Source organism: Pseudoalteromonas sp. P1-9 (assembly GCF_001399975.1).
Lineage (GTDB): Bacteria > Pseudomonadota > Gammaproteobacteria > Enterobacterales > Alteromonadaceae > Pseudoalteromonas.
In genome coordinates this window covers 61,411-82,865 of sequence record NZ_LKBD01000012.1, presented here as the reverse complement: position 1 = coordinate 82,865, position 21,455 = coordinate 61,411, and the positions used below count along the sequence as shown (strand labels likewise).

Annotated in this window: 18 protein-coding genes; 3 read left to right on the top strand and 15 right to left on the bottom strand. The window is 40.9% G+C overall.

Annotated elements, in window-relative coordinates; all coding sequences use genetic code 11:
* Positions 1-6: 6 nt before the first annotated feature.
* The 4 genes from secD to queA all read right to left on the bottom strand — a co-directional run bounded on the left by secD (position 7) and on the right by queA (position 4,607).
* Positions 7-1,866, bottom strand: coding sequence for a protein translocase subunit SecD (gene secD, locus AN214_RS09845; RefSeq protein WP_054979571.1), 1,860 nt, complete (start codon positions 1,864-1,866; stop codon positions 7-9).
* Positions 1,867-1,881: 15 nt separating this feature from the next.
* On the bottom strand, positions 1,882-2,217 hold the full coding sequence (gene yajC / locus AN214_RS09840) for a preprotein translocase subunit YajC (protein WP_054979570.1): 336 nt from the start codon (positions 2,215-2,217) through the stop codon (positions 1,882-1,884).
* 22 nt (positions 2,218-2,239) lie between these two features.
* On the bottom strand, positions 2,240-3,367 hold the full coding sequence (gene tgt / locus AN214_RS09835) for a tRNA guanosine(34) transglycosylase Tgt (RefSeq protein WP_054979588.1): 1,128 nt from the start codon (positions 3,365-3,367) through the stop codon (positions 2,240-2,242).
* A gap of 202 nt (positions 3,368-3,569) precedes the next feature.
* Positions 3,570-4,607, bottom strand: coding sequence for a tRNA preQ1(34) S-adenosylmethionine ribosyltransferase-isomerase QueA (queA, locus tag AN214_RS09830; RefSeq protein ID WP_054979569.1), 1,038 nt, complete (start codon positions 4,605-4,607; stop codon positions 3,570-3,572).
* A 253-nt stretch (positions 4,608-4,860) separates the two neighbouring features.
* On the opposite strand from queA, the gene AN214_RS09825 reads away from it, so the two are divergent.
* Together AN214_RS09825 and AN214_RS09820 are read left to right on the top strand one after the other, a co-directional pair.
* On the top strand, positions 4,861-7,359 hold the full coding sequence (locus tag AN214_RS09825) for an EAL domain-containing protein (RefSeq protein WP_054979568.1): 2,499 nt from the start codon (positions 4,861-4,863) through the stop codon (positions 7,357-7,359).
* Between the two features lie 128 nt (positions 7,360-7,487).
* The gene (locus AN214_RS09820) at positions 7,488-7,694 is read left to right on the top strand and encodes a hypothetical protein (protein ID WP_054979567.1); all 207 of its coding nucleotides are present in this window, start codon (positions 7,488-7,490) and stop codon (positions 7,692-7,694) included.
* 49 nt (positions 7,695-7,743) lie between these two features.
* Here the strand turns inward: AN214_RS09820 and AN214_RS09815 are convergent, their stop codons facing one another.
* From AN214_RS09815 to AN214_RS09770, 10 genes are all read right to left on the bottom strand, one after another.
* Positions 7,744-8,622 (bottom strand): hypothetical protein, encoded by an 879-nt coding sequence (locus tag AN214_RS09815; RefSeq protein ID WP_054979566.1) that lies wholly within the window; start codon positions 8,620-8,622, stop codon positions 7,744-7,746.
* Between the two features lie 2 nt (positions 8,623-8,624).
* Positions 8,625-9,242: a hypothetical protein gene (locus AN214_RS09810; RefSeq protein ID WP_054979565.1), complete on the bottom strand. Its 618-nt coding sequence runs from the start codon at positions 9,240-9,242 to the stop codon at positions 8,625-8,627.
* On the bottom strand, positions 9,235-9,783 hold the full coding sequence (locus tag AN214_RS09805; RefSeq protein ID WP_054979564.1) for an RNA polymerase sigma factor: 549 nt from the start codon (positions 9,781-9,783) through the stop codon (positions 9,235-9,237). Before AN214_RS09805 ends, AN214_RS09810 begins: the two co-directional genes overlap by 8 nt.
* Before the next feature lie 78 nt (positions 9,784-9,861).
* Entirely contained in the window at positions 9,862-10,770 is a 909-nt protein-coding gene (locus AN214_RS09800; protein ID WP_054979563.1) for a hydrogen peroxide-inducible genes activator, read from the bottom strand.
* A gap of 317 nt (positions 10,771-11,087) precedes the next feature.
* Complete coding sequence (locus AN214_RS09795; RefSeq protein WP_010561908.1) at positions 11,088-12,362, bottom strand: inorganic phosphate transporter; 1,275 nt, start codon at positions 12,360-12,362, stop codon at positions 11,088-11,090.
* Between the two features lie 36 nt (positions 12,363-12,398).
* A complete protein-coding gene (locus AN214_RS09790; protein WP_010561909.1) occupies positions 12,399-13,076 on the bottom strand; it encodes a TIGR00153 family protein in 678 nt (225 codons plus the stop codon).
* Between the two features lie 218 nt (positions 13,077-13,294).
* Positions 13,295-14,005, bottom strand: a complete 711-nt coding sequence (phoU, locus tag AN214_RS09785; RefSeq protein ID WP_010561910.1) for a phosphate signaling complex protein PhoU — start codon at positions 14,003-14,005, stop codon at positions 13,295-13,297.
* Positions 14,006-14,016: 11 nt separating this feature from the next.
* On the bottom strand, positions 14,017-14,844 hold the full coding sequence (pstB, locus tag AN214_RS09780) for a phosphate ABC transporter ATP-binding protein PstB (RefSeq protein WP_054979587.1): 828 nt from the start codon (positions 14,842-14,844) through the stop codon (positions 14,017-14,019).
* Positions 14,845-14,883: 39 nt separating this feature from the next.
* The gene (gene pstA, locus AN214_RS09775; protein ID WP_054979562.1) at positions 14,884-16,533 is read right to left on the bottom strand and encodes a phosphate ABC transporter permease PstA; all 1,650 of its coding nucleotides are present in this window, start codon (positions 16,531-16,533) and stop codon (positions 14,884-14,886) included.
* Between the two features lie 18 nt (positions 16,534-16,551).
* Positions 16,552-18,792 carry an ABC transporter permease subunit gene (locus AN214_RS09770; RefSeq protein ID WP_054979561.1) on the bottom strand — a complete coding sequence of 747 codons (2,241 nt, stop codon included), beginning with the start codon at positions 18,790-18,792 and terminating at the stop codon, positions 16,552-16,554.
* A 275-nt stretch (positions 18,793-19,067) separates the two neighbouring features.
* On the opposite strand from AN214_RS09770, the gene AN214_RS09765 reads away from it, so the two are divergent.
* Complete coding sequence (locus AN214_RS09765) at positions 19,068-19,574, top strand: glycine cleavage system protein R (RefSeq protein ID WP_054979560.1); 507 nt, start codon at positions 19,068-19,070, stop codon at positions 19,572-19,574.
* Positions 19,575-19,667: 93 nt separating this feature from the next.
* Here the strand turns inward: AN214_RS09765 and panP are convergent, their stop codons facing one another.
* Positions 19,668-21,341, bottom strand: a complete 1,674-nt coding sequence (gene panP / locus AN214_RS09760; protein WP_408002960.1) for a pyridoxal-dependent aspartate 1-decarboxylase PanP — start codon at positions 21,339-21,341, stop codon at positions 19,668-19,670.
* Positions 21,342-21,455: the final 114 nt, after the last annotated feature.

The window sequence follows — 21,455 nt, the reverse complement described above, 5'->3', positions numbered from 1 at the left end:
ACTCTCCTAGATAGATAACTTCTCAATGCGCTTACCGCCGATTAACGCGTTAACAATCGCACGCGTACCAACAATCGCAGTGAACATTGACGTTACAATACCGATAGCAAGAGTGATTGCGAAGCCTTGAATAGGACCCGTACCAATTGCGTACAAGATCACGGCTGCAATTAACGTTGTGATATTGGCATCAAAAATGGTGCTAAATGCACTGTCGTAACCATGGTGAATTGCTTGTTGAGGACTGCGCCCTTCAGCTAATTCTTCACGAATACGTTCAAAAATAAGTACGTTCGCATCTACCGCCATACCAACGGTAAGTACGATACCGGCAATACCCGGTAAGGTAAGTGTTGCACCCGCAAGTACTGACATTGCACCAACAATTAATACCAGGTTTAAGCCAAGTGCAATATTCGCAATCAAGCCAAAGCCTTTGTAGTAAAGCAGCATAAATACCAGTACGAAAACAAAACCAAGCACTACCGCAGTAATCCCTTTTTCAACGTTTTCTGCACCCATGCTTGGACCTATGGTACTTTCAGCAACAATTTGAATTGGCGCAACAAGTGCACCTGCACGTAGCATTTCAGATAAATGCTGCGCTTTTGCTGGAGTATCAATACCGGTAATTTGGAAACGACGACCTAAGCGCTCATTAATGGTTGCTTGGTTAATCACTTCTTCGTGTTTGATTGGTGGTAACGCTTTACCGTTTTCATCTACCTTACCCGATGGACGGTATTCAATGAATACAATCGCCATTAAGTTACCAACTTCGTCTTTAGTAAACGCAGCCATTTTTGAGCCACCTTTACTATCAAGTTGTAAGCTAACTTGCGGACGCTGGTATTGGTCATAACCCGCTTGTGCGCCGGTAATGTGTGAGCCTTCAAGCATTACGCGTTTTTTAAGTAAAACTGGACGACCAAACTGATCATTGATTACTTCTGAGCCCGGCGGCATACGACCTGCTAATGCATCGCGTACGTCGTTATCTTGGTCAACCATTCGCAGTTCAAGCGTCGCTGCTGAACCTAAAATTTCTTTCGCACGTGCTGGGTCTTGAATACCCGGTAATTGTACTAAAATACGCTCTTGGCCTTGGCGCTGAACATTTGGTTCTGCAACACCAATTTGGTTAATACGCTTACGAATAATAATTAAGTTTTGTGAAATTGCGTAATCGCGAATTTCTTTTAACTTAGCTTCAGTTAAACGCGCAGTAAACGCTAGCTCATTGCTGCGGTCATCGCGAAACTCAAGGCTAGGATTGTTCTTTTGCAAATAACTCTCAGCGGCGTCTTTGTCTTCTTCATTACGGAAAACTAATTGCACGCGATCGGCGTTTGCTACTTCACGAATGCTGCGGTAGCGAATTTTTTGCTCACGTAAGTCAGAGCGGAAATCTTGCTGCATCTGCTTTAACTGATTATTGATAGCAGTACGCATATCAACTTCCATCGTAAACTCAACGCCACCACGTAAATCTAAGCCTAACTTCATCGGCGCACCGCCCAAGTTTTCAAGCCATGCCGGCGTTGAAGGAGCAGAATTTATAGCAGCGATATAGTTAGCGCCTAGACTGTCGCTTAGTTGGTCTTTCGCTTTTAACTGTGTTTCTACATCATTAAAACGAATTAAGATTTGCTCATTTTCTAGTTTGATTGATTTAGCATCAAATCCATCGTTCGTTAAAATTGTTTTTACTTTGTCGAGATCCGCTGTTTCAATCACAGCGCCTCGCGCACCTGAAATTTGTACGGCAGGATCACTACCGTACATATTTGGTGCAGCGTAAAGCATACCAAGCAATACAACTGCTACCACCATCAAGTACTTCCATAATGGGTACTTATTAATCACAACTTATTCCTTTGATTAAAGTGCTTTCATTGTGCCTTTAGGCAGCACAGCTGAAATTGAACCTTTTTGCACTGTTACGTTAGCTTGATCGTTAAGCGCAACAACAACAAAATCTTTGTCGTCAGATACTTTCACGATTTTACCTACTAAGCCACCAGCAGTAAGTACTTCATCACCTTTCGCCAATGCTGACATTAGGCTCTTGTGCTCTTTAACACGCTTAGCTTGTGGACGGTAAATTAGGAAATAAAATACCAAACCAAAAATACCTAGCATGATTAGCATTTCCATGCCGCCACCAGCAGGTGGCGCACCCGCACTTGCATGCGCACTTGAGATAAATAAACTCATGGTTAATTCCTCTTAAATTTTATTAGTCTTCAATTTGTTTTAATTCAGGTACCGGCATACCACGACGCGCATAGAAGTCTGCAACAAACTCTTCTAGTTTGTTCTCAGCAATGGCATTGCGAAGCCCTTCCATAACACGTTGGTAATAACGTAAGTTGTGGATCGTATTTAAACGAGCCCCTAAAATTTCATTACACTTATCTAGGTGATGTAAATAAGCGCGTGAGAAGTTCTCACAAGTATGGCAATCACATTCTGGATCAAGTGGGCCTGTATCCGTTTTATGCACTGCGTTACGGATTTTAATTACGCCACCGGTAATAAATAAGTGGCCGTTACGCGCGTTACGTGTTGGCATTACACAATCAAACATATCAATACCACGACGAACCGCTTCAACTAAATCTTCCGGCTTGCCTACGCCCATTAGGTAACGCGGCTTATCTTCTGGCATTTTGTAAGCGCAGTGGTCAAGAATGTTAATCATGTCTTCTTTTGGTTCACCTACTGATAAACCACCAAGTGCATAACCATCAAAACCGATTTCTTCTAAACCTTTTTGCGAAATTTCACGCAGTTCAGGGTACATACCACCCTGAATAATACCGAATAATGCTGATGGGTTATCACCGTGACCTTCTTTCGAACGTTTTGCCCAGCGCAGCGATAACTCCATCGAGTCACGCGCTTCTTTTTCTGTTGCAGGATACGGTGTACATTCGTCAAAAATCATCACAATATCTGAGCCCAAGTCGCGCTGCACTTGCATTGCTTTTTCTGGCGATAGCATGATTTTTTCGCCGTTTACCGGTGAGCGGAACATTACACCTTCTTCCGAAATTTTACGCATTTCGCCTAAGCTGAATACTTGGAAACCGCCTGAATCGGTAAGAATTGGTTTATCCCAGCCCATAAAGTCATGTAAGTCACCGTGTTGTTTGATGATTTCAGTACCTGGGCGAAGCATTAAGTGAAAGGTATTACCAAGGCAAATTTCTGCACCTGTGCCTTTTAACTCTTCAGGAGTCATACCTTTAACGGTACCGTAAGTACCTACAGGCATAAATGCAGGTGTCTCTACTACACCACGGTCAAAAATCAAACGGCCGCGACGCGCTTTGCCATCTGTATTGTCTAATTCAAATTTCATAAAAACCTCAAATGCCGGAAAAACAGTCCAACTTTTACTCAACTTCATCAATTGAGCGTAAAATAATCGGTCGATTTTACCTGCTTTGACAGCACAATACTATGGATATAGGGATGAGATAACAGAAATAAAAGTGGAAAGTGAGATTTACGTGTAAAGCGATGTAACAGAGTTACATCGCATCATGTTTTTAAGTGGTGTACTAAATGTCTTTTTTGGTTAAGAACATTGCATCACCGTATGAGAAAAAGCGGTATTTTTCTTCAATTGCAGTGTTGTAAGCATTCATAATATTCTCTTGTCCAGCAAAGGCACTCACAAGCATTATTAGTGTCGATTCAGGAAGGTGAAAGTTAGTGATCATCGCATCTACCACCTGAAATTCGTATCCCGGAAAGATGAAAATATCCGTATCACCATAAAACGGGGCAAGCTCACCTTCTGATTTCATTGCTGCCGACTCTAATGAGCGCATTGACGTTGTGCCCACAGCAACAACGCGACCACCGCGTTCATGACATGCTTTAATTTGTGCAACCACTTGCTCTGGCACTTCAATATACTCAGAATGCATATGGTGATCTTCAATTTTATCAACACGCACTGGCTGGAACGTACCCGCCCCTACGTGCAACGTTACAAAGCCTAAATCAACGCCCTTGTCTTTTAACCTTGCTAATAACGCATCGTCAAAATGAAGACCCGCTGTTGGTGCAGCTACTGCACCCGGTTTTTCACCGTAAACAGTTTGATAGCGATTACGGTCTTTTTCATTATCAGGGCGGTCAATATATGGCGGCAGTGGCATATGACCAATACGGTCTAAAATATCAAGTACGCCCTCTTCACCTTCGAACTTCAGCTCAAATAATTCGCCTTGACGACCTTGCATTACCGCAGTTGCCGTTTCTTCTAAAATGAGCTCGTTACCAACTTTAGGTGATTTATTAGCGCGTACGTGAGCAAGCACAGTGTGTTTATCTACTACACGCTCTACTAACACCTCTACCTTACCGCCTGAGGCTTTTTGACCAAACATGCGCGCAGGAATTACTTTAGTATTATTAAAGATAATCAGGTCGTTTGGATTGATAAAATCTAATACATCGGCAAATGTATGGTGTGTGATTTCGCCACTATTACCTTCAAGCTTTAACAAGCGACTTGCTGTGCGATCTTCCATTGGAAATCGAGCAATTAGTTCATCGGGTAATTCAAAGTTAAAATCAGCAACACGCATTCGTCAGTCTCACTTGGTTATTAGTACTCAGGGCATACTTGGTTAAAGTCGCGCCGATTCTAGTGTTAGTGATGATTTAAATCAAGGAAAACAGGCCGAGCAAAATATAACCTACTGAATGTTAAAGTTTAAGAATCAAGGGCTGAGTAAAATGCCAAATTTACTTGAGTTAACTATCTAAACTAGGTATCTTTTGGCATTTGAAAATCAAAGTTACCAAGGAGTGGTGAACTGATTTAGAGGTGCTGTTTAAATGCCGAATAAGCTTAAATTGCTGGTAGTGACACCAGACATTAAGCTATCAACTCAACTGGTTGATGCATTAAAAAATGTCGATGTATTTGATATTGAGCTAAAGGGTAATAGTTTAGAGGCACTCGATTTACTGAAGAAGCACTCTTTCAACCTAATTATCACCGATCTTGCGATTGGCGAAATTGATGGTTGGCGCTTTTCGCGCATGGTGCGCTCTGGCTTGCTGGCAACTGCAAAAAATACACCTATCGTATTGATACCTCCTACCTATTGTGAACGCATTGCTGAAACAACCGCTCGCGCGTATGGTATTGATGCCATTTTACAGCACGACAAATTAAACAAGCTTCCGCATTTACTCGCTAATATTTTATCTGAACACACCGATAAAAGCAGCCGCTTACCATTGTTACTAGTTGAATCTAACGAACAACGCGCAGCACAAATTCGCCACGATTTAGAACTGGGCTTTGCCATCAGCACAACCGATAACTGCGCCGATGCGCAAACCTTAATCCAGCAATATAACTACGCCATCGTCCTTGTTGATGCTACCCATGGCAGCTTTGAGCGCGTAAATAACTTTTTGCAGCAATTACGTATTCATAAACCGAATCAAGCTGTTGTAACCATTATCGATAGCCAAGATGCTGATTTTGCGGAACAACTACTGCTATTAGGTGTTACCGACTTTATTCGCTTGCCGTTTAATCACAACATTATTAACAAAGTATGTGAGCAGGCTGCGCGTCGTGAAGATTTTATGGTGAGCTATGATGAATTCGCTGAAAAAGTGGAACTGCTCAGTAAGAGCCAGCAGGGTTATAAAGACTTATTCTCTGCCCACCAACGTATTTTAATGCACTTAAATACCTCGGTAATTGAAATTGACCAAGCCCGTAATATTTGTTTTTTAAATCCCGCTTGGGAAGCTTTAACTGGTAATCGATTGCAATCTAGCCTAGGCAAACCGCTAGCCAGCTTTTTCCCTCAACATGAGGCTGAAAAACTCGAAAAGCTCATTTGCGCAATTAATATGAAGCCTGGCAGCAAAGACAAACTAGAACTACAAATAAACCATAAACTTGGCCACCAAATTTGGATTGAGTGCAAGTTGCAATCAATTAAAGAGCGCCAAGCTAAAAGTAATATTACGTTAAGTATCGATAACATTGATGAACGAAAACAAGCTGAATTTAGCCTACAACATTTAGCCCATCACGATACATTGACCAATTTGCACAACCGCTACTTCTTTGACCAACAGCTCAACCTATTTTGCCAAAACGTATCTAACGGGCAACAACATGCACTGCTCTATATCGATTTAGACCACTTCAAAATTATTAATGACTCGCAAGGCCACCAACAAGGCGATAAAGTACTGCAAAAAGTTGCTGAGTTGTTCGAGCAATGTGTTTCTGGCGATGCCTTGGTATGTCGTTTAGGCGGCGATGAGTTTGCCATTATTTTAGAAAATACCGATTTACTCGACGCCCACATGATTGGTGAAAGTTTATGTCAAACCATTGAAAATCAGAGCTTTCGCTTTGGTGAACAAAGCTACTCTATTAGCTGCTCAATTGGTTTAACGCAAATTGACAGTAAAAACAGTGATGCCAGCGAATGTTTAAAGCAGGCCGATATCGCGCTGTATGTTGCTAAAAGCCGTGGCCGTAATATCGTTCATTGCTATTCAGATTCAGATGCAAAAAGTAAGCAGTTACTATCTGGAATAACATGGGCTCACAGTGTAAAAGAAGCGCTTAAAGCACAAAGCCTTACCATGCACTTCCAGCCGATCTGGTGCTACAAAGAGCAAAAAGTAAGTTATTATGAAGCGCTTGTTCGTTTAATTGTAAATGATGAAATTATTTATCCGAACCAGTTTATCCCGTCATTAGAGCTGGTGACTGATATCGATTTACTCGACCAAAATGTGATAGAAAAAACCATCGCGTTGTTAGGTGAATACCCTGAATTAAACAAAGTTGCTATCAACCTTTCTGCACAAGCCTTTAATAACGCCAACCTGTTAAACACCATAGCGCAAAGTTTAAAGCTGCATAATGTAAGCCCAGATAGACTCACCTTCGAAATTACAGAATCAGCGAGTATTAGCAATCTTGTCGCGACCACGGCAATGATCACCCAGCTGCAAAAAATTGGCTGTCAGTTCTCAATTGATGACTTTGGCACAGGCTTTAGTACCTTTAGCTACCTAAAACAATTGCCTGCGAATCAAGTGAAAATTGATGGTTCATTTGTTAAAGATATGACCCAAGATAACATTGATAAAGCGCTGGTTAACGCCATTAAAGACATTAGTCATTCACTCGGTAAAACCTGTGTTGCCGAATACGTAGAGGATAAAGAAACTTTTGAATTACTTAAAGAAATTGGTGTTGACTACGCACAAGGTTACTTTATTGGTAAACCTATGCCAGCGATTGAAATTAAAAAGCTAATAAACACTTCTGAAAACTCAAGCGCTTAACAATTTTTACAAATTAAATTAACAAAACAATAGGAATTCGCCCAAAGATTAAGCTAAACTGGTTTTATATGGACATACAGAAAAATCATTTCATTTGAGAGTGATTTTGCATAAAAACGGGAGGGACGATGGCTCTGTTTATTATTTTACTGCTAATTGCGAATGTCCTGATTTGCTACTTTTGTTACTTTAAAGCCAGTGAAAAAGGCTACCCTAGAGCAATTTTTGCAGGGTTAGGTGCGATTCCTTATTTTAACCTTGTCGTGTTAGTGTATTTACTATTTTTACCTAACGTGAAAGCTGAAAGCTTATTAAATTCTAAAGCCGCTAGTTAAGCGGCTTTTTTGTTTTTACTTACTGTAAATTTATTGCGTACAGTTAAACTTAAAACGTATAACTTTGCGCGCTCGCAAGTAGTTTTTCCGCATTGATATCCCCCACTACACACTGATTAATCTTAGCTTTGCTATAAACAAAAACAAGATCTTCTTTATTACCCGTCGCGTTATCAATAATAAAGTTAACATAGTGATTTTTACTTAAGCTTTTAAGTCCAGCACCATAATCACATAAGGTTTGCGCCAGAGTTTGGCTCGCAATACGAATATTTTGCTTTCTAGTTTCAGCAACTTTTTTATGCTTTTCTTTGGTCGTCGATTTTATTTTATCTTGCGCATCGTCACGCTTGTCACGCACCTGCTCTTTTTCTTTTTCAAGTTTGGCGATCTTTGCTTCGAGCTTTTCAATTTCCTTTTTAACCGACTTTTCTTCTTTATCTTTCAGTGCATGTCTGCGCTCTAAATCTAAATCTCGACGAGCACGCTCTACTTCTCGTAACTGAAATTCAATTTCACGCTCTTGCTGGGCGAACTCACGGATTTTTTCAGAAGACTCTCGTAATGCCTCCATCGCGACATGATACGCTTCGTTAGCAGCTTCAATGCGCATCTCTTCTGCACGAATCATCACGTCCTCATCATGAAACTCGATATCAGGTTCAAGAAAAAAACGTTTCCAGCTACCGAAGCCACCTGATAACCCCGATGCGCTAATACTAAAGACATAGCCTTGGTCTGCGAGATAAGCACCATTGATTTGGCGCACCTTAATACCTGGCTCCGCATTAAGTGATGCCTTTAAGATATTATTCATAATGGTGATTTCTTTTTGGCTTTTAGCGACCGTATTGTTGGCTGGTGTATTGGCAACAACATGACCAGAAAGTAATGCTAGTGAAATCAATAAACTTGCTTTCGTCTTCATGATTAATTCTCCCATAATTGGTTTTTGGCAATTGATGACTGTGGTTGTTGCTCAACCTGTTGTGCCAATTCGTTTAATTGCAGGCGAATCAACGCCTGATCTTGTTGACGTACTCGGTTTAAATCGGCAACCAAGGCGCCAATATCTTCTTTACGCTCCACACGCCCCTGTTCTATGGCTTCTTTAACCAACGCATAGGTCGCCTGTGCGGTGTTTGTCTGCTGCTCTGCCAAAAGGGTTTGCAGCTGCTCATAAGTGACTGTTGGAGCTTGCTTTTGTTGCTCTGCAAAATTAATCACAAAACCACTATCTGAGACGCTGACTTCGGCACGCATAATAACCAAGGAGCACATTAAAACTGAACAGGCTAAAGCTGCTGGTGCAAACCAAGCAATAAAACGATTGCTCTTGGCATCACCGTTCGTTTTCTCGAACCAAGTCGCTTCTCTATTCCACTGTGGAACAGGCGTTTCTTGGTACTTTGCCGAAAGTGACTGCCAAGTCTCACTGTTTTTGAGCATTTCTGCATAAACAGCATCTTGTTCAAGTAATTGACGATCACTTGGTGTAAGCTCACCTGTTTCCAGCCATTTCTCAAAAATACTATCTAAGTTAGCCATTTAACACCTCCAATTCTTGGCGCAATTTGGACAGCGCCGTATACAACCGCGATTTTACCGTATTGGTTGATACATCAAGTTGCTGCGCAATTTGTTCAAACGTAAAGTGTTGAAAAAACTTTAATTCCACCACTTCTTTTTGCGTCCAAGGTAAGCCATTTAATAACTGTAAAACTTGCTTATTTTGCTGCGCCATAAACAACATAAAATCAGCAGATTCGGGTTCTTGCATATCCGCTATCAGCATTTCTTGCTTTTCTTCATCGAGTACTTTTTTAGCGCGATAAAACTCCACGCAACGGCGATTAGTAATTGCGATTGCCCACGTTTTAAAACTCGACTCAAAGCGGTAGTTATCGAGTGAACGATAAATACTCATAAAGCTTTCTTGCATGATTTCGAGTGCGTCGTCTGGGTTACTCACCATACGCAAACAAGTGTGATAAATCGGCTTTTCGTATTGTTTTACTAAATTAAGCCATGCCCGTTTATCACCTTGTTGCGCTTTTTTGATTAACCCTTTTTCACTTTGAAAGAACACATATTCCCCAAGAGTTTTGTTTCTCTGCTTATATAGTCGAGCGAGTGCTAAAAATAGTTTTAAAAATTAAAAATTATTTTATCGTGCACATTTTTCAGTAAAGAACGGCTTTAATTTATCGCACAGTAAGCGGAAGTCGCGTATGCGGCCAGAAGTCTTGCGCCATAAAATTCCGATGTCACGATAAGCTGTATCTTGCGCTGCGCTAAACACCATAGGTTTATGAGATAAAATGCCCGCATTAATTGCCATTTGCGGTAGAAAGGTCACACCAAGTTGACGTTCAACCATACTTAGCAAAGTATGCAAACTTGCAGCTTCAAAGGGGTTTATACACTCACTTTTACTCAAATGACACGCACTCAGTGCATGATCGGTAAGGCAGTGTTCGCGCTCTAGCAAAAACACCGATGATGGTGGTAACAAGTTAAAATCAACCACACCTTCTGCCGCTTGATAATCCTTATGCCTTACAATATTAAATGGGTCTTGTGCCAAAATATGAGTATGAAACTTATTGGTATCATAAGGCAGTGCCAATAGCGCGACGTCAACTTGGCCTTTTTCTAATTTGTCCAATAAGTTATCGCTAGTATCTTCAATTAAAACCAGCTCGAGTTGAGGAAACTCTTTTGCACATAAGTGGTATAAATCAGCCGCAATAAAGCTTGCAACCGTGGGGATAATACCTATGCTTAATTGCCCTTGTAGTGGGTTTAAAAAGCTTTTTGTAAGCTCTTTTACACTAATTGTATCGTCGATTATCTTGCGCGCTCGCTCAACTACTTCTTCACCAATCGAGGTAAACATAATACTGCGGTTTTCACGCTCAATTAGCTGACAACCGAGTGTTTCTTCAAGATTTTGAATTGCGCTACTTAAGGTAGATTGACCAATAAAACAGGCTTCTGCAGCACGGCCGAAATGCTGATACTGGTGTACAGCAAGCAAGTATTGCAGCTGCTTAATACTAGGAAGGTTTTTCATCGTAATAACCGATTAATATTCAAATTAATAACGATAAAAACAAATTAACAATGGAAAATCAATTATGTCACTGAGATTTAATCAATAAATTGCGAGTGCTAACAATTCTGTTAAATAAATTAGCGAATAGAGCCTAGTGAAATGGAAGCCAAACAAGGTTGAATTTATCTTTTAACCTTATGTTACAACGTTAAAATTACAGCGCTGTAAGCGCTATGTGACCTGCTAAATTGATTAGCAAGTTGCTAAACATAAATTTCAGACAAAAAAAGACCCCATTGCGAATCGCATATGGGGTCTTTTCAAGCTAAAAGTCTTTACACTTGAAGGCCAAAAATAGCCGCCAATACATAGTAGATAACAATAGCTAATACCGCGCCTACTGGCAAGGTAATAACCCAAGAAACAACGATATTTCTTACAACACCTAAATTAAGTGCCGCAATACCGCGAGCCATACCAACACCCAGTACCGCACCTACTAACGTTTGTGTCGTTGAAATTGGTAAGCCTGTACCTGATGCAATAACAACCGTTGAAGCAGCCGCAAGCTCTGCAGCAAAACCACGACTTGGTGTTAAGTGCGTAATACCTTCACCAATGGTTTTAATTACTTTCTTACCAAGAATCGCAAGACCGATAACAATACCTAAACCACCTAGTGGTAAAATCCACCAAACGAGTGACGATTTCTTAACGATTTCACCGTTGTGCTCAACAATGCTCACTACCGCAGCAAGTGGACCAATCGCATTTGCTACGTCGTTTGAGCCGTGTGCAAACGCCATACAACATGCAGTTACAATCATTAAGATAGCGAATACTTTCTCAACATTGTTAAATTGCATTTCTTTGTCAGCTGCAGGGTCCATTTTAAGACGAGCGATCAATACTTTACCTAACAGCGCAACTAAAACAGCGGCACCGATTGCGATACCGTACCCCATTGCTGTACCTAGGTCTAAACCGATATGCTTTAAGCCTTTTTTGATTGTTACTAACGCCATAACAAACGCTGCAAGACCCATGTACATAGGCACAAAGCGCTTTGCATTGTTAAGTGGTGAGTCAGTATCAAAAATTAGTTTCTGTGCACTCATAAAGATAAGGTAAGCGATAAAGCCTGAAATAGCAGGTGTAACAATCCAACTACCTACGATACCCGCTACTTTACCCCATTGAATCGCTTCAGAGCCTACCGCAACCAATGCGAAACCAACAATTGCACCAATAATTGAGTGTGTTGTTGATACAGGCCAACCTAAATATGACGCAACAAGTAACCATACACCAGCAGCTAATAGCGCTGAAATCATACCGATCACTAATGACTCTGGTATGGCAACAAATGCCGACGAGTCGATAATGCCTTTACGTATCGTTGATGTAACCTCACCACCAGCAAGATATGCACCAGCGAATTCAAAAATCATTGCGATAATAATCGCTTGCTTAATTGTTAGCGCTTTTGAGCCAACTGACGTACCCATTGCATTGGCAACGTCGTTCGCACCAATACCATACGCCATGATAAATCCCACTACGGCAGCAATCATCACCAAAGTGGTGCCGTAATTTGCAATAATATCCATCAAGTAACCTTTAACTTAATTTTTATATTAATTTAATTAACGTGCTAACATCAGCTCTAAACGTGAACCAACACGTTCAGCGATATCTGCTAAGTCACCTACCCACTCGAGAATTTTGTATAAGAACATTACATCGATTGGGTTTAATTCATTTTCGATTTCACGTAACTGACGACGCAAAGTGATTTGCATTTCATCGGTGTCACGCTCAATTGCGTCGAGCTCTTCTAGCATGTTTTCAACTAATGTCACTTCACGACCACGGAAACCCGTTTCTAATAACTCATCAAGTTCATTGATGGCTTTAGAAGCTTGTTTTGTCGCGTCGATGCAGCGGTTTAGGTAAGTAATAAAATCAGCTTGAATTTGCTCAGGGATTTCCATTTCGCGGCCAAGTACACGACCAGCTATGTCCTTAGCCTTATTAGCAATTTTGTCTTGTTGAGTGATCAGTTCAAGAAGATCTGTACGCTCAACTGGCAGGAATAACCCACGAGGAAGTTGCAAACGAATGTCACGCTTAAGTACATCCGCTTTGCGTTCTAAATCGCGAATATTAATGCGGATCTCAGATGCTTGTTCCCACTCTTTATTAAACGCATGTTGAAAAAAAGTCGTTAACAAAGCACTGGCTTGATGAACAATTTTTATGTGTTCTTCAATTGGTTTGATAGGAGATTTAGCAAAAACCCCTAAAAATGCATTACTAGCCATAATTGACCCTTAAATTTTAAAAGCGCGCAAATTTTACAGGAATCAGCCAAGCGAGGAAAGGCTTTAACATACAAGTATTACAGTAAGTTGAAATTCCTTAACTTAGATTATCAAACAATTAAATTTACGCTAGTTAATAGACAAAAAAAGTTATGAATACCAAAGCAAAAAAGGGTAAAAGCGAAACCACTTTTACCCTTTTAAAATAGTTACTTAACTTATTTACCAATAATATCTCGCTCGATATCGTCTTGCGAGGTATGACGAATGTCCTTGCCTTTTACAAAATAAATTACGTACTCAGCAATATTTTGACAACGGTCACCGATGCGCTCTAATGAGCGTACGGACCACACTAAATCCATAACCTTTGGAATTGAGCGCGGATCCTCCATCATATACGTCATGATTTGACGTGTTAACGCTTCATATTCGCGGTCAACTTTGGCATCTTCTTTGTGCACACGGAACGCTGCTTCGGCATCCATTCGGGCAAATGCATCTAATACATCGTGCAGCATTTGCGACACGTGACGACCCATATTATCGATATTACCTAGCAAACCTTGCTGATCTTTCGCTGTTGATTCAAGTGCTACTTTTGCAATACGACGCGCTTCATCACCAATGCGCTCTAAATCGGCAATGGTTTTAGCAATCGCCACAACTAAACGTAAGTCACTTGCCGCTGGCTGACGCTTTGCAATAATGCGTGTACATTCTTCGTCAATGCTCACTTCCATTGCATTTACCTTGTAATCGCCGTGCTCAACTTTTTTCGCAAGCTCTGCATTACTGTCATTTACCGCATCAAGCGCAGAGTTTAATTGCTGCTCTACCAATCCGCCCATAGCTAAAACATGGTTGCGAACGTTTTCAAGTTCTTGGTTAAAGTTACCTGAAATATGCTTTGAAATATTATGATCCATAACTTTAATCCTTACCCGTAACGACCTGTAATGTAATCTTCAGTTTTCTTTTTCTTCGGCGTAGTGAATAGCGTATTTGTATCAGAGTATTCAATTAGTTCACCCATATACATAAACGCTGTTTGGTCAGACACACGTGCCGCTTGTTGCATGTTATGCGTAACAATTACAACGGTATACTTATTTTTTAAATCGTTGATTAGCTCTTCGATTACCAATGTTGAAATTGGATCAAGTGCCGATGTTGGTTCATCTAACAGTAGTACTTCAGGTTCAATTGCAATTGCACGAGCAATAACCAAACGCTGTTGCTGACCACCTGATAAACCAAATGCGCTGTCGTGCAAACGGTCTTTTACTTCGTCCCAAAGTGCGGCGCCACGTAGTGACGATTCAACGACTTCGTCTAGTTTACGTTTGTCTTTTACACCTTGTAAGCGTAGGCCATAAACCACATTCTCATAAATTGATTTAGGGAATGGGTTTGGACGCTGGAATACCATACCAACATTACGACGAAGCGCTGCAACATCAACACTTTTGTCATAAATGTTCTGATTATGTAGCAAGATTTGACCATCGATACGACAAGTATCAACTAAGTCATTCATACGGTTAATACAACGTAATAACGTTGACTTACCACAACCTGAAGGACCGATAAACGCAGTTACCTGACCCTTTGGAATTTTCATGCTGATATTACTCAGCGCTTGTTTGTCACCGTAGTAAAGGTCTAAGTCTTTAATTTCAAGAGCAGTTTGTTCTGCCGATAAGTTTTCTAAATCAAGCTGTAAGCCAGTTGCAGATTGATTCATTTCTGGAGCAACAGTAATCATTTTTACTAAACCTATTAAACTTTTATCACCGCAGAACAATTAGTGTTCTAACGACCTAAATTTTTCGCGTAAGTGGTTACGAATACCAATTGCTGTGATATTCAGTGCCACAATTACCGCCACTAGTAAAAACGCAGTGGCATAAACTAGCGGACGAGCCGCCTCAACATTCGGGCTTTGGAAACCAACATCATAGATGTGGAAACCTAAGTGCATAAACTTTCTATCTAAGTGTACAAACGGGAAGTTCATATCAACTGGCAGTGTTGGCGCCATTTTTACCACACCTACTAACATCAGTGGTGCTACTTCACCTGCTGCACGTGCAACCGCAAGAATTAAACCTGTCATAATTGCAGGGCTTGCCATTGGTACAATAATACGCCAAATAGTTTCAGCTTTAGTGGCCCCAAGTGCTAATGAACCTTGACGAACTGAGCTTGGAATACGTGATAAACCTTCTTCCGTTGATACAATAACAACCGGTAAAGTTAAAATTGCTAATGTCAGTGCTGACCAAATTACACCTGGCGTACCAAACGTTGGGCCTGGTAATGCTTCAGGGTAGAATAATTGGTCAATGCTACCACCTAGCATGTAAACAAAGAAACCTAAACCAAATACACCGTAAACAATCGAAGGTACACCCGCAAGGTTAATTACCGCGATGCGGATCATTTTGGTAATAGAGTTTTTCGCAGCGTATTCGTGTAAGTAAATCGCAGCAACTACACCAAACGGCGTTACGATTACCGCCATTAACATAACCATAAATACGGTACCGAAAATCGCTGGGAACACACCACCTTCGGTATTCGCTTCACGTGGGTCATCGCTAATAAACTTACCAATTTGCTTGAAGTAATGACCTAATTTAGCCATTAAGCCCATATCGTTTGGTAGTGTTACGTCCAGCACTTGGTAAAGTGGGATAGTAACTAATTCGCCACGCATATCTTTAACAATAACTTGGTCACGCTTTGCCGCATCACGGAACTTAAACAGCTCTTTTTCAAGCACCAAGTATTTCTCACGATAGTCTTTGCGCTGTGCTTCAAACTCCGCTACTTTTTCGTGTGTTAATTCGCCTTTAAGGTCGAGCGCTTTTTCTTTTAAGCGCAAACGCTCTAAGTCATAGTTAATATGACCAATGGGACCGTTTTGCAAATCAAGTGCCGATTCATTAAGTTCAACTGCGCGCTCTACAAGTTGCTCTAGCTCAATTAACTTTTGCGCTTCAGCGACAACGTTACCGTCTTTGACCACACTTTCAATGTAACCGTAAAAGTTACCGTTTTTACTACGCTCAAATACCGCTAATTGGCTCGGGGTAGATTGCTCAATAATATCCGTTGCTAAAATCCAACGGAAATCTAGGTCTACGTATTCACGGTTACCTGTTTTAATCAGTAAACGTTCTACTTCTTCACCCGTAAAACCGTGTAAATCAACATTCGCCGCTTTTAAGCGCTCAACGGGCACCATTTCACGGTCGTAAATTTCACCGATAACGGTTTCTTTAACGTCGCCACGGTGCATTTCAAACTGCGTTACTTCGGACGGCCAAAAGAACCCTAAACCACGACCTGCAATCATTGCCAGTAGGCCAATTACCGAAATTAAGCTGATACTTACTGCACCACCTGTCATCCAGATCCAAGGTGAGCCAGATTTAAACCACTGCTTCATTTATTAAATCTCCTAACCTTACAGTGAACTATACTTTTCACGTAAACGCTGACGAACAAATTCAGCAATCGTGTTAAAGATAAAGGTGAATATAAACAGTACAAATGCTGCTAAGAATAAGATGCGGTAGTGCGTGCTGCCTACTTCTGATTCTGGCATTTCTACCGCAATGTTTGCTGCAAGCGTACGCATACCTTGGAAAATACTCCAATCCATAATCGGCGTGTTACCTGTTGCCATCAATACAATCATGGTTTCACCAACCGCTCTGCCTAGACCCATCATCACTGCCGAGAAAATACCTGGGCTTGCTGTAAGTAATACTACGCGAACAAGCGTTTGCCACTGCGTTGCACCAAGTGCAAGCGAGCCATTCGATAAGTGCTTAGGTACACTAAACACCGCATCTTCAGCAATTGAGAAAATCGTTGGAATAACCGCAAAGCCCATCGCAATACCCACAACTAACGAGTTACGTTGGTCAAAATCAATGCCTAACTCGTTAGTAATATAACGACGTACATCACCATCAAATACCCAAAGCTCTACCGCAGGGCTCAGTGCAAACGAGATATAACCTGCCAGTAATACCACTGGAATGAGTAAGATAGAGTGGCTACCGTCTGGCACTTTGTGGCGAATCGATTCTGGTAAGTTTTGCCAGAAGAATGCTGTAAGTATTATCGCCAACGGCGTTAATACTAAAATCAGCATAATTGCAGGTAAGTGAGATTCAATCAGAGGTGCTAACCAAAGACCCGCTAAGAAACCTAGAATTACGGTTGGTAATGCTTCCATAATTTCAACCGTTGGCTTAACAATTCGACGCTGTTCAGGCGACATAAAGTAGGCTGTGTAGATAGCAGCAGAAAGCGCAATGGGAACCGCAAATAGCATCGCATACATTGCCGCTTTAATTGTACCGAATGAGATTGGTACTAAAGATAACTTAGCTTCGAAATCATCACTTGCCGATGTAGACTGCCAAATGTAAGCAGGTTCAGGGTAGCCCTCGTACCATACTTCTTGCCATAATGCCGACCAAGATACTTCAGGATGCTCATTTTCAATATCAACAACAATCAGTTGATTACCCGACAGCATTAATGCAGCGTTTGAACGTGGTGACACCGCAAATAAATCAATTCCCGCGTCTGCTACTTTACCCGACCATAGCTTATTTTCACTGGTAGTGTAGTAAAGCGACACATCACCTTGGTTATTAGTGCTAAAGAATGTACGGCGATAGTATTCACTGTACAATCCTGAAATTTCTTTATCACCACTTGCAAAAGCACGGATTTTGGCGAACTTACGACCCGAATCACCATTAATTTCAAACCACTGTGAAATTTCACCGTTGTCGTTAACTAACATTAATGAGTTAGCACCTGACAATAATTGCATTTTAACTAGGTTGGCATTCTCTTGATTCGCGGCAAGCACTTGAATGCGTGTAATATCTTCAATGTCACGCGTATTGTAGATATAAACTTTATTAGCAACACGCACAAATGCACGGCTAAAGTCAGGTGAAATTAACAATTCATCCACTTTGCCTTCAACAGGAATTTCCGCGGTTTCACTTGACCATTCCATTTCACCAGAGAACATATTTTCTTCTGCTGCTAGCATGCTAAACAGCAAGCGTTGATCACCGGTTAATGCAAGTACACCAAGTTGATTATCATCGGCAACATAGCTAAACGCGAATTTACGAATTGATGCACCTTCGTCATCAATCATCACTTCACTTTCACCTAGTGGATACGCAATACTTGGCTTAATGGTACGGCTATTGTTAGCAAATCCTACTTCAAATTTCGGGTTAACAACTTTAATTGCGCCATTTTCAAGACCATAAGCATACATCGCCTGGTGCGGTGCAGTGCGTGCAAAGCTGGTAACTTCTGCATCAAATTCCACATTATAGCTTGTTAGCTTAGTGCCGAATTTATCACCTTTAATGGTGTAGTAACTTAGCTCGCCAGCTGGTGTGAACAAGTAAGCGATTTCACCTTGCTCTTCCATACCTGCCGCAACGTACTCTTGCGTTTCAGGTAAAGCAAATTGATTTCTCACTTCAACATGTGATGACGCGAAAATAGGCTGTACTACATACAACAGATAAAAGAAGATCAACAATAAGGCAACCAGTACTAATGTACCACCTGCCGTAATACTGTATTTGGCGACTTTATCTTTGATCAGTCTGTTTCTATTAGTATTGAATTCAACACTTGGCGGATTGGAACTCATCCATTGGCCCTTACAAATAGAATTAGGATTTAGTTGGCGTGCATTATATTTTGTCAAGATGACAGAAATGTTACAGAGAGTGAAATATTTCGTTTTTATGACCAAAAAGTTACACCGATTATTTAACAAAATTTGACAAAATAAATTGGACAAAAGGCAGGCAATCATCAATACTTAAACTGCTCTACACCTCCATTTAATCCTTTGAATTAGCTAACAATTATTTCTTAATTTGTGTAGAGAGGGTTGCGCTAATTACATTAAGAGACATAAATATGAAGCAGTTAGTATTAACAATTATTGGTCCTGACCGCTCAGGTCTAGTAGATGAACTATCCTCAGCGGTTTTAGCTAACCATGGCAATTGGTTAGCCAGTAATTTAAGCCACCTTTGTGGCCACTTTGCCGGAATTTTGCAGTTAGAAGTACCTGAAGAACATTTATCGGCACTCGAGGGCGCAATTCACGCCATTCCCGATCTCGAAGTAAAAATTGAAGCAGGGCAAGAACAAGTAACCGACACAAGTCAACAGCTTAACTTTGTTATTACCAGCAATGACAGACCGGGTATAGTACAAGAGCTTTCAAGTGTGCTACGCCATAAAGGCGCCTCAATTATTCACTTTAACTCTAAGCAACAAAGCGCTCCTAATTGGGGTGTGCCTCTGTTTAACGCAGAAGCCCGGGTAGAATTGCCTGCCGGTTTAAGTAAAGATGATGTAGTTGAAGCGCTCGAGTCTATTACGTCTGACTTGATTGTGGATATTGAAACCGAAGCTTAGCGTTTACGATTATCTCATCCGAGTTAAGGTTAAATAAAAACGTAAAAAAGGGAGCAAATGCTCCCTTTTTCATAAAAAATTCACAGCGCTAAATTATAAATATTTCGCTAAATACTTTTTAAATATTGGATCTTTACCAGCCAACTCTCGCTGCTCCGCTAAAATATCATGCAATATTTGATTTGATGTAAGCGGGTTTGCTAATACAACGCGAAATACCACTGTCGGTAAATTATCGTACTGATATGGTGTTAAACGTGTACGCGATACAAATGAGCGCCCAGCTTCACGCTGACGTTTTTGCATGCTCGCAGTAAAACGATTAAGTGCTGCGTAAATATCTAACTTAGTTTGTTCATCCGCCGTTTTAAGTACTTCTTTAATTTTTTCCGGTACATAGCGATAGGTTAATAAGCAAAGTTCTGGTTCAGTAACCAGTTCAAAGTCATCTGTTTGCTTAATAAGTTCGGCAAAATAACGCGCTTTTTCGAGGCTTTTATCAATTAACATTTCATAGCCTTTGCGACCAATAATTGATAAACACGCATGCACTAACATAGCCATACCAGGACGACTCCCTTCAAGGGTGTGTGAGCCTAAATCTTTCGAGCCTTTACGTAAGATATATTCAGCGTGGTGTTCTACCACATTGACTGTATCTGGCTCTTTGAAAAGCACAATACCTGCGCCCATTGGTACATACATTTGCTTATGTGCGTCAATGGTAATTGAATCGGCACGTTCGCAACCAGCTAATAACCCACGCGCATTATTAGACAGCATGGTTGCACCACCCCAAGCGGCATCAATATGAAAGTGACAATTGATTTCTTCAGCTAGGTCTGCCATTTCATTAAGCGGGTCAATATTGCCTGTTTCAGTTGTGCCTGCAACACCCACAATTGCCATCACCTTAATACCTTTTTCAGCCAATTCGTTAGCCTTTTCACGCATTTTAGCAAGATCAACACGGTTATTATGATCTGTTTCGATAGATACAATATTGCTGCGACCGATGCCTAACACATCAGCAGCTTTACCAAGTGAGTAGTGACCACGCTCTGAAACTAAAATAGCTAATCCTTTGTAGCCATAATGCATCATAGCCGCAACTAAACCATCGCTATTTATGCCATTAAAATCGCCATCTGGTTTAAGCAGTTTATTGCGCGCAACCCAAAGCGCTGAAATATTGGCAACCGTGCCGCCTGAACAAAATGCACCTAGCGCATTTTTAGCGTTATGCATCCACTTACGGTAAAAGGCATCATCTTTGCCGTAAACCATGTGGTGCATCATACCCAATACTTGACGTTCTAATGGTGTAAATGCTTTAGATGTTTCAATTTTTACCAGATTTTGGTTTAACCCCACCATCAACTTTGACAGAGGTAAAACAAAATGCGGTAAGGCCGAAGTCATATGACCAATAAAGCTCGGTGCGGACGTGTGTACTGAATGCGCCACCAGCTTTTCCATTAACTCTTGGGCGTGCTCAGATACAAAACGAGGTTCTTCAGGGATATTTGCAGCTTGGAAATCTTTTTCAATTTCATGCAAAGGCTTTTCAACCGCTGCAATATTTTCGTTAAGAAAGCCTGCTAAGTTACTAGATATTTCTTGCTCAATTTTAGCCAAAGTCGAGCCCGGCGCCTCTGGCACCGTAAAAATTCGCATTAAGCTTTCTTCAGACGCTATTGCTGGGCGCACTGCTTGACGTGTTTCATCAACCATACTACTCACTTTACCCAAAAAGTGTTCAAACATATTCATAAAAAAAGGCAGTCAACTCTACTTCAATTACAAGAAAAAGTCTCGCAATTTGCACAATATCTCCATCTACTGCTGTAAAAAACACACTAAATTGACTATTATAAGGTG